This is a genomic window from Cytobacillus sp. FSL R5-0569 (genome assembly GCF_038007265.1).
GTDB classification, from domain to species: domain Bacteria; phylum Bacillota; class Bacilli; order Bacillales; family Cytobacillaceae; genus Cytobacillus; species Cytobacillus kochii.
The window spans coordinates 565431-580800 of the sequence record NZ_JBBOWW010000001.1; the positions used below are offsets into that span (position 1 = coordinate 565431).

Sequence of the window (15370 nt, forward strand, 5' to 3'; positions counted from 1 at the left end):
GAAAATCGTGAAAAAACTCATGGCAGTGTCGCTGTCATTCGTTCTTTTACTCGCCGGTTGTGCACCTAGTTTTAACCAGCAAGAAGAGGTTGTGCAAAATGAAAATGAGAGCAGCGAAGAAGAACAGGCGATCATACCAAACTTTAAAATATCCGATTCGTACTATCGGACAATCCTACCTTTTAAGCCAAGTGAGTCACGCGGTTTAGTCGTTAATAATGTGAATACAAAATATGATATTAATGAATTCGAAACAGGTTTAATGAGAGTGGCTCAGAACCATTTTGATACGGAAAAGTTCTTCTTCCAAGAAGGACAATACCTTGATAAAACCACGATTTCATCATGGTTAAGTCGCCAATATACGAAAGAACAATTAGAAGAAAAAGATATGACGGAGGAAGAGAATCTCGGTCTAAACCCTGTTGATGATGGGAAAGGGACTAAAGAAGAAAGAAACGCCCGTGCACCTCTTTATTTAGCCCATATTTTAGAACATAACTATCTTGTAAAAGATGGCGATAATAAGGTGAAGCTTGGCGGTGTCGTCATTGGTTTGGCACTTAATTCCGTCCATTATTATCAAAAAGAAGCCTACGGTGCCACGTATGAAGAAGATATTTCTCATAGTAAAGTAGAAGCAGAAGGCAAAAAGATGGCTGAGGAAATTATAAAGAGATTAAGACAACAAGAAGGGCTTGAGAACGTACCGATTACCATTGCCCTATTTGAACAATCGGAAAGAACGTCTGTCGTCCCAGGAAACTTCTTCGCCTATGCGCATGCCGCTGAGGGGAGTAACCAGCTAAGTGGTTGGGAAGATGTAAAGGAAGACTATATTTTATTCCCATCTAATACAGCCGAAGAGAAGTATCGTGAAGACTATACGAATTTCTTGAATTTCAAGCAAGATGTTGAAAAATATTTCCCTAATTTTAACGGTGTCATTGGAAAAGGTTTCTATATTGGTGATCAATTGCAACAGCTAAATATAGATATACCTATACAATTTTACGGTAAGTCAGAAAGTATCGGATTCACCCAATATGTAACAAGCAAAGTTGTTAGTATGTTTCCAGAATATATCTCTGTCCAAGTAAGCGTCACATCAGTTAACGGACCAGAATCATTAATCGTCCGAAACGCAAACGAAGCTGAACCATTTGTTCATATTTATCAATAAAACGAAAAAACGCCGCTATTTTTAAACGGCGTTTTTTTATTTGCAATGGGATTAAGGTGGTTTGAACAAAAAGACAAGGATTAAGTGCCCCAACATACTTTTCGAAGATTTTTAGAGAGTACTCTAAAGGTAGCGGAACGAATTCCACCCGCAACTAGGTATTATTCCGACAGTGACAACAAATGATTTTGCCTGTGCACTTGTACACCCCGCGTGAATCGGTCCAACCAAGGTGAAAGCAATCGAAGAAATCCATCTATCAACATCGTCATTATTATCAAATAGGTCAGCTTAGCTGAGGAAGGAGTAATCTATGCTTCCGTAGAAGAAATAGTAGAACTTTAAGGTTATTTGTGATATCAACATTTATTGCATAGAAATGATAGACCGAAGGAGGTTTTGTTATGGAAAATAGAACAGATACAGCTTCAAGAGTGATCATGGCAGAATCACACACGATTTATGAAGCATTTCTCCATCCGAAAGCTTTAGTATCATGGCTCCCACCTAAAGGAATGTCAGGTTATGTTGAAGATTTTGATCCGCGGGAAGAGGGAACTTACAAAATGACACTCTTCTATGAAGGAAACCAACCCTCATATGGAAAAACAACTGAGAACAGTGATGTGTATCAAGGGAAATTTTTAGAATTAGTTCCTGATAAAAAGATAATACAACTAGTAATATTTGACTCAGAATCGCCGGAATTCACTGGTGAAATGAAACAGACATGGCTATTTGAACCTCTTGCAAAAGGGACAAAAGTCACCATTATATGTGAAAATGTCCCTAAAGGAATAAACAAGGCAGATCATGATATCGGTTTACATTCAACATTAGAAAATCTAGCTCTATTTGTGGAATAATTTTAGGTATGACCTTTACTAAAAAAACACCGACTAAATTTATGTAGTCGGTGGGTTATTTCTCATTCACTTAAGCATTTGTTTAGGATTTCGAACAAGGCGCTGAAATGTGTCCATAAAAAGAGCGGTGTGATAACCGTCACAGACAGCATGATGAACCTGTAGTGAAAGTGGTAAATAAATATTTTCATTCTTATTGAAAAATTTACCCGCAGTAACTATTGGCAGGAGGTAATTTGGATTTGTATTTATATTTAAGTTAAATCCAGTGAAAGTAGTCCATGGAATCATAGATATATTAACGACATTTTCAGGTACGGGTGCTTTAGGAAACAATTTTCCTGTACCAGTATATAACTCAGTATCGGTCACATAATCCATGTGGAACCTTTCAAAGCCTTCATCGATATCGGTGAAAATAGCGGAAAATAACGCTGACTCCTTGTCAAAAATCGTATACATAGGAATCACTCTGTTCCAGTACCCTAACTCACCTTTAGCAGTAACATTCATTCTAAAATGTTTATTGGTATTGACAACTTGTGTGATTAAAAAAATAAAAGCAGGATAAAATTGATATCCTTTTTCTTTAGTAAATTGGTATAGCTCAGTAATATCAATGTTATTAGTGATACTAAAGCTAGTTTGTTGGTTTAAGAAATGATTGAAAACCTCTTTACGTTCCCAATTATTTATGTCGATTTTAGTGAATTTCATCTTTTAATGCCTCCTAAAATATATTCTGATTTTAGGAGGCTATAAGAACTGCTTTTTTCATTGGTCCCATTCCTTTAGTTTATTTAAATAATCCTAACATATGTAATATGCTTTAGCACCTATATATATACAATCTATATTCAAAAAAGGAGTAGCCACCCGTTGGAACTCCTATTAACAATGAGATCATGTATATCACGGGTGGGTAGATAATAATTGTTTATTTTCCACATGCAAATATCCGGTAGCCCAATAGCTCATTATATTTCAATAATAGGTTAAAATGTTCGTTCATTACGGTATAAAGCTCTGGTTCAATGTGCTTTGAATAAAGAAAATCAGGGTTGGGATTGTATTGGAGCATCGACTGATTTTGACCACTTACGCGAATGTTCGTAAATCCTGCCCCTTCAAATAAACGCTGCCATTCTGCTTCGGTGAGGACAGAGTTGATCCCATAGAATCGATTGATTTCATCTGCTATCCATGGAGGGGGTGAGACATTGGCAGTAAACTCATTAGAAATAAACCGCCCCCCTTTTTTCAATAAACGAAAAATCTCTTTAAGCGCTTTCGGTTGATTGACAAAAGTAAGGACTGATTCGCACATAATTAAATCAAATTTCTCATCTTCAAGTGGGAGTGCCTCGATAGAACCTTGGAAAATACGTACTGGAAGTTTAGCTTCCTTCATTCTATGGGTTGCTTTTTCCACCATAATAGGATTAATATCAACCCCAGTTACGTTTGCCCCTGACTGAGCAGCCAAAAAGGCGGCTGTTTGGCCAGTTCCGCAGCCTACATCTAAAATTTCCGACATAGCGTCTAATTCTTCATTCATAAGAAGCGCCTTTGTTAGTTCAAAACCACCCGGGTGCGCTCCTCCAACACCAAACTTTGATAAGAAATCTAAATAAATGGGAACCACCTCCTTTTGTATTTCTATAAGGTATGAAAAAAACAAATCTAATGTTCTTTGCCAAATGGGCTTTTACATCAGTAACAACTACCTAAAAACATCATAGTTTGTTACAGAGAGCGGTTTTAGACTCTCTTTCTACGGACTAAACCTAAAAAGGGGAAGAAAAAATGCAAAATTTTCAAAATGAACTTCAATCACTTGGAATGGATCAATATCAGGTGGGTGAATTAACACCTATTCAATATCAAGCACCAGTACCAGTTCAATTTAATGATATGCGTCGCTGTGGCGGCTGTGGTGGTTGCGGAGGTTGTGGTGGTTTTCGCTGTGGTGGTTGTGGCGGTTTTAGATGTGCAGGCTGTTTTGGTTGTTTTGGTTGCTTCGGGTTCTTTATTTAACAATTCCTTTTTTAAAGGCAAGTGTCAGTGTAAGTTACCTTCGTTCTCTCGTCACAAAATGAATAATGAAGCGTGTGTAAACACTCTAGAAGTCCCTATGTTAGGGGCTTCTTTTTCGTTATTCATAATGGACAAATACAAATACATAAATTATAAGGAATATTTAATGAATGCTCAGATCGAAGGAGGGGCTACATGACGAAATTGAAAGCAACCTCACGTCTCAAAGTGAAGAATGATACATTTTATCTACCAGACCCAAAGGGAGGCGTCTATTTTAGGAATAACGCCAGTTCATTTTGGATGGATGGAGGCACTATTTATCAATGGATTGAAAAGCTGATCCCTATGTTTAATGGAAATCATACTTTGGAAGAACTCACTGCGGGTTTGACCACTCCCTATCGAAACAGAGTATATGAAATTGGTGAGGCTTTACTGACGAAAGGTTATGTTAGAGATACGAGTCAAGATCAATCACACCAATTACCAGCAAGTGTTCTAGAAAAATACGCTTCACAAATTGAATTCATTGAGAGTTTTGTTGATTCAGGTGCGTATCGTTTTCAAAGGTATCGCCACGCAAAGGTATTAGTGATGGGATCTGGTTCTCTATTCATTTCGCTGACATCTGCATTGTTGGAATCAGGGCTACCAACCTTTCATGTGATGATGACAGAAGCAGTCCCAACAGACCATAAGCGGATTAATGAAATAGTGAATCATGCCAAAAAGGATGATCCTACCGTGAAAGTGGAGGAAATTCCTTACAGTAAGAATTGGAGAGAAGTAGTACAATCATTTGATTGGATATTATATGTTTCCCAAAATGGAGATATAGACGAAGTGAAGGAGATTAATCAGGTTTGTAAAGAAGAAAAGAAAGCCTTCCTTCCTGCTTTATATCTAAAGCAGGTGGGAATGGCAGGGCCTGTAGTTGATTCAGAAACAGAGGGATGCTGGGAATCTGCATGGCGTCGAATGCATGAGGCAATATTGGAACAAGAACGTAAGCAACAGCCTTATTCTTCGACCGCAGGTGCTTTATTGGCGAATATTATTGTTTTTGAGTTTTTTAAGCAGGTGACAGGAGCAATGGATAAGAAAGAAAACAATCAATTCTATTTGCTAAATCTTGAAAGTTTGCAAGGTGAATGGATTTCTTACTATTCACATCCATTAGTTGAAAATCTTACATTTAAACCTGAACTTGTTGATGATTTAAACACCCGACTTCTGAGAGAGAATACGGAACAGCCCAACACAAACAGACTGTTAGAATATTTTAGTTTATTAACTGCTAAAGAAACAGGGATTCTTCATATTTGGGAGGAAAAGGACTTAACACAGCTTCCGCTTTCACAATGTTATGTTCAAGCAGTAAATCCATTGGCAAAAGGACCGGCTACTCTTTTGAAGAAGGCTTTATGCTCGGGTCTAACACATGAAGAAGCAAGAAGGGAAGCAGGGCTTACTGGACTGGAGATGTATGTTTCACAAATAGTGAGAGGTAGAATAAGTGGATTTATGGGCATTGGTGCTGGTGAATCCCTTGCAGAAGCGGTTTGTCGTGGACTACAAGCGTATTTGGAAGAGGAAAGGCGAGGTCTTCCAGTTGACCAGCAACAATCGCTGTTACCAGTAAATCTTGAGAGGATAGAGGATCGTAGTTGTAGATATTATTTACAGTCACTGACCACCTTAAATGGTCCACCCACTATCCGTATGGGAAATGAAATATTAGGCTTTCCTGTTATATGCATAGAGTCAAATGGTTTTAAATATAGTAGTTCTGGTTTAAATATCACACTGGCACTAAGTCACGCTTTGCAAAAAGCAGTATCGAATGTACAAAATGAGGCAACGTTCCATGAGGGGGAAATAAACTCTCATTATGGTATAAGAGGGAAAGAGGCAAAACTAAACATTCCTTCATGTGAGCATTTGACAAAAAAGGAGTTATTACAATCTGCTGTTTACAAATTAAATGAGGGCCATAAAGAGATCGTTGTTTACGATCTTTCTTTTGAACCATTTTTAAGAAAAGAGTTAGCTGGAGTTTATGGTGTACAGATTTGTAAGGAGGTACGCTAATGATTGTCATCGTCGGTAATGGTAAACTGGCCGATTTTGTCTATAGGCAATTGTCTAGTAATTATACAGTCGCGCGGCAAGATCTATTAACGGATTTCCCTGAAGATACAACATTGGCGCTCGTATTGCATGATAATTGGCAGCCCTCCGTTCATCAACAAGCAGAAGAAAAATTCAGAAAGGAAAATATTCCATGGCTCCGTGGCTTTGTTTCTTTTGGTGAGGGAATTATTGGTCCATTTGTACAACCGGGAAAACGGGGATGTTCACGTTGCGCCGATGTAAGGCGCATCATAGGAGGTACAGATTCTAAAGAAATGTGGGGGCTTTATTATAAATTATCAGGAGAAAGTCGCCCGCAAGACGCATGGGCATCACGAACGGGACTTTGGCAAATGACAACTTTATTATGTACAGAAGTGGATTATATTCTTCAAGGAGAGATCAATCATTTAGAAAATCAACTGTTCATTACAAATCTTAAAACGTTCATGCATTCATCTCATCATTTTTCCTTTGATCCAATGTGCCCAATATGTGGAGACATTCCAGAAGATTCAGCGGAATTAGCAGAAATTAAGTTGCAATCTAGTCCGAAAATTCAAGGTGCTGGTTATCGCAGTCGTTCAATTGAAGAATTAGAAACCGTGCTATTAAGAGATTATTACGATCATCGGACGGGGGTAATCAATGGAAAAATACAGGATTGGACACTTCCTTTTGCTGATGTTCTTATGAATATGCCACTGTTTGGTGCAAGCGAGGGAGTGGCTGGAAGATCTAACTCTTATCGAATGAGCGAGTTAACAGCTATTTTGGAAGGCTTAGAGCGGTATTGCGGTATCGAGCCTAGGGGAAAAAGAAGGGTTGTACGAGGAAGTTATCTAGATGTTATGGATCAAGCCTTAAACCCTTCAACTGTTGGTTTACACTCACCTGAGTATTATGAGAATCCTCATTTTCCGTATCAATCATTCGAACCTAATAAACCAATGAATTGGGTTTGGGGTTATTCATTCTTACAAGAAAGATCTATTCTTGTCCCAGAATTACTTGCTTATTACAGTTTAGGTTGTGGGGAAGGTTTTGTTTATGAGACTTCAAACGGATGTGCAATCGGAGGTAGCCTGGAGGAAGCTATTTTTCATGGAGTAATGGAAGTCGTTGAGCGAGATTCCTTTTTACTCACTTGGTATGCGAAAATGCCATTGCCACGTCTTGATTTAAGTTCTGCAGATGACAAGGAATTGCAATTGATGGTTGATCGGGTACGTGAGGTGGCAGGGTACGACCTTCATTTTTACAATTCAACGATGGAACATGGTATCCCAAGTGTGTGGGCAGTAGCAAAAAATAGAAGAGAAACAGGTATAAATATTATTTGTGCTGCAGGTGCTCATATGGACCCAGTAAGGGCTGTTAAAAGTGCCATCTATGAGCTAGCGGGCATGATGTTTGTTCATGATGAGAAATTAGCAACAAATAGGCAAAAATACGAGGAGATGCTTGAAGATCCGTTTAAAGTAAGAACAATGGAGGATCATGGCATGTTGTACGGTCTACCCGAGGCGGAAGAATACCTAACGTTTATTTTGAATAATCAAGGGCCATTACGTACATTTGCTGAAGAATTCAAGAAGCCACCAGTATACAACGATTTGAAAGATGACCTTCACGAAGTTCTTCAGACGTTCCGTGAAAATAATCTAGAAGTGATTGTCGTTGACCAAACAACACCAATTATTCAAGAGAATGGATTGTATTGTGTGAAGGTCATTATTCCTGGGATGTTGCCAATGACATTTGGTCATCACCTGACACGGGTGAAAGGATTAGATAGAGTACTAAAGGTGCCAAAGCAGCTAGGGTATAGGAAGAAGCACTTATCGTATGAAGAGCTGAACCCACTTCCTCACCCGTTTCCGTAATGGAAGGAGAGGAGGATGAAAGAATTGGAGTTAGATACATTTATACAAAATCTCCACTTTGATACAGAGAAACTTGCTCCACCCGATTGGCAGGTCGATTGGGAAGGGGCCCCCCTTCCGTATAAATTGTACCGTGGGTTACCAGCTATTCCGTTAAACGCTAATGTACCTTCAACCCTTCACCAAAATCTAATGCCTACATTGAAGGAGATTGGGCATTTGCTATGGTATACCTATGGAATAACTCAATATGTCCGGCTCCCTCATGACACTCAATCATTGCGGAGATTTGTCCCCTCCGGTGGGGCGCTTTATCCTAATGAAATATATGTATATATGAAACTTGAAGATGCTAAAACAGGCATCTACCATTATGATGTTGCTCATCACCGCCTCATTTTGTTACGGGAGGGAAATTTTGATACATTCGTTTCCAAAAGTTTGGGGACAGTGATTGAAGATTGTTTTTGCACTGTTTTTATTTCAACCTTCTTTTGGAAAAATTTTTATAAATACAATCATTTTTCCTATCGATTACAGGGACTAGATACTGGGGTGCTCATTGGACAATTATTAGAAATAGCAGATCAATTAGATTACAATACGAAAGTTTGCTATCAGTTTTTAGACGGAGCAATGAATCATTTACTAGGTCTAGCTGAAGAAGACGAAAGTGTGTACGCAGTCATTCCGATATCAACTAAAGCCATCGACCAAACGACTAAAGAAATGGTGTCCTCCCCTACATTGTGCGCCGAAATAGCGCAATTAGGTCACCTACCTCATAACCTGTCAAAGACTATGGACTATCCGTTACTTAGAAAGCTCAATGAAGCTGCCATGTTCGATTCAACAGTGTCTTTTAGAAAGGTAAGGTGCCAGGGTGAAACATTCACTTCTGGTACTGATATAACCTTGCCAAATACACAAAACTATTCATATGATTTCTCATCGATTTGTAAGAAGCGGTTTTCTCCAGATGTAGACTTTATGATGGGGGAAATAAGGCAAACGACTCTAGCAACCTTGCTAAAGGAGACATGTTCCTTCACTTATCATCACGATCTTGATGATACCGACGGCCATGTTGCTGCGCGTGTAACTTTATACGGCAGCCTATACAATGTGGAGGGGATACCGAACGGGGCTTATGCTTATGACAATGAAAATCATATGCTTCGTCTATTGAAAGAAGGTGATTATCGCCCGTTTTTACATTCGGGCTTAGTGATGCCTAATGTTAATTTATATCAAGTGCCGCTTTGTATGCATGTAATAGGGGATAAAAGCCATTACAAAGATTCATTGGGTTACCGAGGATACCGTATTCAACAGATGGAGGCAGGCCTACTAACACAACGATTACTCTTGCATGCGTCTGCCTTAGATTTGGGAGGGCATCCACTATTGGGTTATTCTGTCAGTCAATGCGATCAACTCTATGAACTCGCTTCTAAAGGGAAAACGAGCTTAATTCAAATCCCGGTTGGCATGCACCGGCCTCGTGCTTGGTTGAAAGGAGGATTAGGTTGATGTAGTTTACTCATCAATAACGTACCCTCTCAAATTCTTGGTAATGAAAACAAGCCTTCTAACTCAACTTAGAAGGCTTTATCAAGTATTAGTTTGCAACAAATATCTCTCTTGCCTTCTTTTCTTACCCTTTTAAACCACAATCATCTATAAAAAAGTATTTTCTATTAGAAAAAGCTTGCATCTCACGTTACGTTATCTTCTATGATTGGGTGTAGATAGAAGGAGAGAGGCAGGGTATGAATGGAACAACGATATTCTTTAATGAGAAACACACCTTTTATTTTCTTATTTATAGGTAGCTTTTTGGCGATTATTGGATTTAGTATGTTTTTCATGACAACTACTTGGTTTGTAATTTCAGATTTAGGGTCTGCTAGTTCACTAGGCATGATTCTCATTGCCATTACTGTACCTAGAGTAGTTATGATGGCATTTGGTGGAGTACTTGCTGATAAATATAAGAAGACGACCATTATGTTCACTACGAGTACCATTCAAGGTGTTTTACTCGTACTCATTTTTTTACTAAACAATGCCGGTCAATTAACATTTGTTTATTTGCTTATTTTGGGGTTCTTTTTTGGAACACTAGATGCTTTTTCTGGACCAGCCGGAACCTCGTTAATTCCCAAGTTGGTACAAGTACAACAGATCAAACAAGCGAACGCAATCATTCAGGGGTTAGGTCAAATTGGTTTTATTGTTGGTCCAATTATTTCTGGGAGTATCATGGAGTTCGCTGGCGTAACAACAGGTTATTTAGTTTCAGCTATTATTGTTCTGTTGTCTGCTTTCTTTATGTTTCCACCATTCTTAAAAGAAGGTCCAGTAGACAATACAGTCAAAAAAACACCACTGAAAGATTTGATCGAAGGGTTTTCTTATGTCAAAGCGAGCAAATTTTTGATTACAGGCATTCTTATTTTAATCACGTTAAATTTCTTTGCCTTTGGTGCGATTTCTATTGCGATTCCCATCTTAGTAGAGACGTACGGAGGTTCACCAATCAATCTTAGTTACATTGAATCAGCATTAGGAGTGGGGATGCTAGTTAGTACTGCTATTATCGGAATGGTTAAAATACGCCGTAGGGGGTTCACTTCTATTGTTGGTCTAATTGCAACACTCATTGTTGCGATAGCATTTAGCCAAATTCCCAATTTGTATATATTGACAGCTTTAGCTTTCTTTATTGGATTTACGATGACATTTGTTTCTATTCCATTCTTCACTTCAGCACAAGAAGATACAGATCCAAGGATTATGGGAAGAGTGATGAGTATTGTTTTCTTAGCGATGAACGGCTTTGACCCGTTGGCTTATGCCACTGTCACTTTACTCGTGTCTAAAGGAATTGATATCCAATTAGTCATTTTGTCCTTTTCTATTATTGGATTAATCATTGCTCTAGTCACTTTATGGAAAGGAAAGACGTATAGAAATTACGAGTCAACTTATTAATGTATTTAAAACAAGAGACCACTTTAATATAAAAGAAGTGGTCTTTTGATCACTAGCATACTATTGTGAATCAACTAGGTAGATCCTTGATCAATAGGAGAAAAAAATCAATTTAATAGAAACTTTATTATTTTTCTAAAAATAGTATTAGTAGAATCATTGCTGAATTTTCTCTAATTATGGTAGTATAATAATTGTTAGGGTTAATCTTTTCACAGTCTGAAATGTGCCAATTGTAGCAACATTTCAAAATGACTGATGTGAACTTATAGGAGGATGAAAAAATGGTACAATCTTATAAGCATGAGCCATTTACTGATTTTAGCGTTGAGCAAAACCGTGAAGGGTATTTAAAAGGTTTAGAAACGGTTAAAGGTTATTTAGGTCAAGATTATGATTTATTAATCGATGGAGAACGTATCTCTACTGAAGATAAAATCGTTTCTGTAAACCCAGCGAATAAAGAAGAAATCATTGGTCGCGTTTCAAAAGCGAACCAAGAGCTAGCTGAAAAAGCGATGCAAGCTGCAGTTAAAGCCTTCCAATCATGGAAGAAAGTGAAGCCAGAAACACGTGCAGATGTGTTATTTAAAGCAGCAGCCATCATTCGTAGACGTAAACATGAATTCTCTGCCTTATTGACAAAGGAAGCAGGGAAGCCATGGAATGAAGCAGATGCTGATACAGCTGAAGCGATTGATTTCTTAGAGTATTACGCGCGTCAAATGCTTGCAATTAAAGATGGTGTGCCTGTTAACAGTCGTCCAAATGAATTTAATCGTTATGATTATATTCCTCTTGGCGTTGGTATCATCATTTCTCCTTGGAACTTCCCATTAGCGATTATGGCAGGTACAACCGTTGCTGCTATTGTTGCAGGGAATACCGTTCTATTAAAACCCGCTTCTACAACGCCAATTGTGGCTGCGAAATTCGTAGAAGTTATGGAAGAAGCCGGTCTACCAAAAGGTGTACTGAATTTTGTACCAGGAAGTGGCGCAGAAGTAGGTGACTATTTAGTAGATCACAAAGATACTCGTTTCGTATCATTTACAGGATCTCGTGATGTTGGCCTTCGTATTAACGAACGAGCTTCAAAATTAAATGATGGTCAAATCTGGATTAAACGTGTCATTGCTGAAATGGGCGGTAAAGATACCATTGTTGTAGATAAAGAAGCAGATTTAGAGCTTGCTGCTCAATCAATCGTAGCTTCAGCCTTCGGTTTCTCTGGTCAAAAATGTTCTGCATGTTCACGTGCAGTCATCGTTGAAGATGTTTACGACCAAGTGTTAAATCGCGTAATCGAAATTACAAAAGAGAAACAAGCTGGTAATCCGGAAGACACAAGCAACTTTACAGGACCGGTTATTGACCAAGCTGCGTATGATAAAATCATGAGTTATATTGAAATCGGTAAACAAGAAGGAAGATTAGTAGCCGGTGGAGAAGGCGATGACTCTAAAGGTTATTTCATTCAACCAACAGTGTTCGCTGATCTTGACCCAGAAGCTCGTCTCATGAAAGAAGAAATCTTCGGCCCAGTTGTCGGTTTCACAAAAGCAAAAGACTTCGACCATGCAATTGAAGTGGCAAACAACACGGAGTATGGTTTAACGGGTGCTGTTATTACAACCAACCGTGAACATATCCAAAAAGCACGTGAAGATTTCCATGTCGGAAACCTTTACTTCAACCGTGGTTGTACAGGGGCGATTGTCGGTTACCAACCATTCGGAGGGTTCAATATGTCAGGAACAGACTCAAAAGCGGGTGGCCCTGACTACATCATGCTACACATGCAAGCAAAAACAACATCTGAAATGTATTAATCTGTCTAATCAAAAGGTGCTCACCAAAAATACGGTGAGTGCCTTTTTTTATGTACGTACCTTTACCAAATCTACTGGCAAAAGTTGACGTAGTAGTGAGTGGATGACAAACATTACTCGGCAATCCTTAACCAGGATTATGAGTAGAGTTTTACTGAAATCTGGTTGGATAGCTAGTATTAAAGAGTTTGCTCGGATAACATTGTAGGAAAATGGCAAGATAGCGGAGGAAAGCGAGATAGCGATTCCGACCGTAAGAAGCCGGGAAGATAGCTGGGGAAAGTGCGATTGCGCGTGCAACTGTATGGGAAACCGGAAAGATAGCGTAGGAAAGTCCGATTGCACGTGCAACTGTGTGGGAAAATGGAAAAGGTAGCTGGGGAAAAGACGATTGCGCGTACAACTGTGTGGGAAACTGGAAAGATAGCGTAGGAAAGTGCGATTGCACGTGCAACTGTGTGGGAAAATGGAAAAGATAGCTGTGGAAAGTGCGATTGCACGTGCAACTGTGTGAGAAAATGGAAAGATAGCGGAACAAAGTGAGATAGCGCGTGCAAATCTGCAGAAACCGGAAAGATACCCGAGCAGAGCGAGTTTACTCATACAAATTGAAAGAAAAATAGCAAAGCAAAAGAGGTTTGCTTCGCTATCCTTAAAGAATCTCCTACAGTCAAAAGAGCAAAACCCTCAAGACTCCTCATTAGCAACTTCAACTCTTCATTAAAAATAGAACTAATTCCAAACAAATGAAAGTTTTCTAGTTTGTAATTTTGAATGTTTTTTAATCTGTATTATAACAATCTCAAATTATAATCCCTTTGAAAACATTGGTATATCAATGTTTTGATCGTTGTTGTCGATATTTGTCGAAAATAATATCAGATTATTTTGAATAAAACAGTTCCAATAACGGATTGTCTGTTATATAATACAAATTGTTAAGAGGTTATTGTAATACAACAATAAAGACGGGTTTTTTATTCAAATGATTAAAGGGAGGATTTAACAGATGGCGAATGAAAGAGTTAAACAATTACAAGAGGCTTGGGCAAATGATTCACGTTGGATGGGGATTGAAAGACCTTATTCTGCAGAAGAGGTTATTAAACTAAGAGGATCAATTGATATCGAATATACGCTTGCTCGGAGAGGGGCTGAGAAGTTATGGAAGCTCATTAATGAGGAAGATTTCATAAATGCTTTAGGTGCATTAACAGGCAATCAAGCGGTACAGCAGGTAAAAGCGGGGTTGAAGGCGATTTATTTAAGCGGGTGGCAAGTTGCTGCTGATGCGAACCTTTCTGGACAAATGTACCCAGACCAAAGTTTATATCCAGCGAATAGTGTACCAAATGTAGTGAAACGTATTAATCAAGCACTACAAAGAGCGGATCAAATTCACCATATGGAACAAGATGAATCAATTGATTGGTTTGCGCCAATTGTAGCGGATGCAGAGGCTGGTTTTGGTGGACAGCTGAATGTGTATGAACTCATGAAAGGCATGATTGAGTCAGGTGCAGCTGGGGTCCATTTTGAAGATCAATTATCCTCGGAGAAAAAATGTGGACACCTTGGAGGGAAAGTATTACTTCCTACACAAACGGCAGTGAAAAACTTAATATCTGCTAGATTAGCAGCAGACGTGATGGGTGTACCCACACTAGTCATTGCAAGAACCGATGCGAATGCCGCTGATTTAATTACTAGTGATGTTGATCCATATGATGCCGCTTTTATTACTGGGGATAGAACACCGGAAGGGTTTTACCGGACCAAAGCAGGCTTAGATCAAGCAATTGCAAGAGGACTTGCTTATGCACCATATGCTGATCTTATCTGGTGCGAAACATCAGAGCCAAGCTTAGAAGAAGCAAAAGCATTTGCAGATGCTATTCACGAGAAGTTCCCTGGTAAACTACTAGCGTACAACTGCTCACCTTCATTTAACTGGAAGAAGAAATTGGATCAAGAAACGATTGCTAAATTCCAAGTTGAGTTAGGAAAAATGGGTTACAAATTCCAATTCGTGACATTAGCTGGTTTCCACTCATTAAATCACAGCATGTTTGAACTTGCACTAGGTTATAAGGATCGTGGAATGGCAGCTTACTCTGAACTTCAACAACGTGAATTTACTAGTGAAGCAGATGGTTACACGGCAACAAGACATCAACGTGAAGTAGGAACAGGTTATTTCGACCAAGTTTCCATGACTATTACAGGTGGTACATCATCCACAACCGCACTAAAAGGCTCAACCGAAGAAGAACAGTTTACGAAGGATGAAGAAGTTCAAGTGTAATTTTTTGTATTGCCCTAATAATAACTCCAATTTTTTGCCTCCCTATTTTAGATGGGGAGGTCTTTTTTGTGTAAAGGAGAAGGTGGCTACAAAAGTAATCTAATGCCGTTAGGGCGGAAAGAAATAGG

At 38.8% G+C, this 15370-nt stretch carries 11 protein-coding genes; 9 read left to right on the forward strand and 2 right to left on the reverse strand.

The window, feature by feature from the left end:
* Positions 1–7: 7 nt before the first annotated feature.
* Both MKX78_RS02975 and MKX78_RS02980 read left to right on the forward strand, forming a co-directional pair.
* Positions 8–1183, forward strand: coding sequence for a CamS family sex pheromone protein (locus MKX78_RS02975; RefSeq protein WP_322910210.1), 1176 nt, complete (start codon positions 8–10; stop codon positions 1181–1183).
* Positions 1184–1587: 404 nt separating this feature from the next.
* Positions 1588–2049, forward strand: a complete 462-nt coding sequence (locus MKX78_RS02980) for an SRPBCC domain-containing protein (RefSeq protein ID WP_095370705.1) — start codon at positions 1588–1590, stop codon at positions 2047–2049.
* A gap of 66 nt (positions 2050–2115) precedes the next feature.
* Here the strand turns inward: MKX78_RS02980 and catA are convergent, their stop codons facing one another.
* Positions 2116–2766, reverse strand: a complete 651-nt coding sequence (catA, locus tag MKX78_RS02985) for a type A chloramphenicol O-acetyltransferase (protein ID WP_307315322.1) — start codon at positions 2764–2766, stop codon at positions 2116–2118.
* A gap of 220 nt (positions 2767–2986) precedes the next feature.
* Positions 2987–3694 carry a class I SAM-dependent methyltransferase gene (locus MKX78_RS02990; RefSeq protein ID WP_341049705.1) on the reverse strand — a complete coding sequence of 236 codons (708 nt, stop codon included), beginning with the start codon at positions 3692–3694 and terminating at the stop codon, positions 2987–2989.
* 161 nt (positions 3695–3855) lie between these two features.
* Between MKX78_RS02990 and MKX78_RS02995 the strand changes: the two genes are divergently transcribed.
* The 7 genes from MKX78_RS02995 (at position 3856) to aceA (ending at position 15242) form a co-directional block, all read left to right on the forward strand.
* On the forward strand, positions 3856–4086 hold the full coding sequence (locus MKX78_RS02995; protein ID WP_095370703.1) for a heterocycloanthracin/sonorensin family bacteriocin: 231 nt from the start codon (positions 3856–3858) through the stop codon (positions 4084–4086).
* 195 nt (positions 4087–4281) lie between these two features.
* Positions 4282–6180 carry a putative thiazole-containing bacteriocin maturation protein gene (locus MKX78_RS03000; RefSeq protein WP_322910208.1) on the forward strand — a complete coding sequence of 633 codons (1899 nt, stop codon included), beginning with the start codon at positions 4282–4284 and terminating at the stop codon, positions 6178–6180.
* On the forward strand, positions 6180–8108 hold the full coding sequence (locus MKX78_RS03005; RefSeq protein ID WP_341049708.1) for a TOMM precursor leader peptide-binding protein: 1929 nt from the start codon (positions 6180–6182) through the stop codon (positions 8106–8108). Before MKX78_RS03000 ends, MKX78_RS03005 begins: the two co-directional genes overlap by 1 nt.
* Before the next feature lie 24 nt (positions 8109–8132).
* Positions 8133–9641 carry a SagB family peptide dehydrogenase gene (locus MKX78_RS03010; protein WP_341052696.1) on the forward strand — a complete coding sequence of 503 codons (1509 nt, stop codon included), beginning with the start codon at positions 8133–8135 and terminating at the stop codon, positions 9639–9641.
* A gap of 243 nt (positions 9642–9884) precedes the next feature.
* Positions 9885–11105: an MFS transporter gene (locus MKX78_RS03015; RefSeq protein WP_341049710.1), complete on the forward strand. Its 1221-nt coding sequence runs from the start codon at positions 9885–9887 to the stop codon at positions 11103–11105.
* Between the two features lie 284 nt (positions 11106–11389).
* Positions 11390–12937, forward strand: a complete 1548-nt coding sequence (gene pruA / locus MKX78_RS03020; RefSeq protein ID WP_095370698.1) for an L-glutamate gamma-semialdehyde dehydrogenase — start codon at positions 11390–11392, stop codon at positions 12935–12937.
* 1009 nt (positions 12938–13946) lie between these two features.
* Positions 13947–15242 carry an isocitrate lyase gene (gene aceA / locus MKX78_RS03025; protein ID WP_095370697.1) on the forward strand — a complete coding sequence of 432 codons (1296 nt, stop codon included), beginning with the start codon at positions 13947–13949 and terminating at the stop codon, positions 15240–15242.
* The last annotated feature ends 128 nt before the right edge of the window (positions 15243–15370 follow it).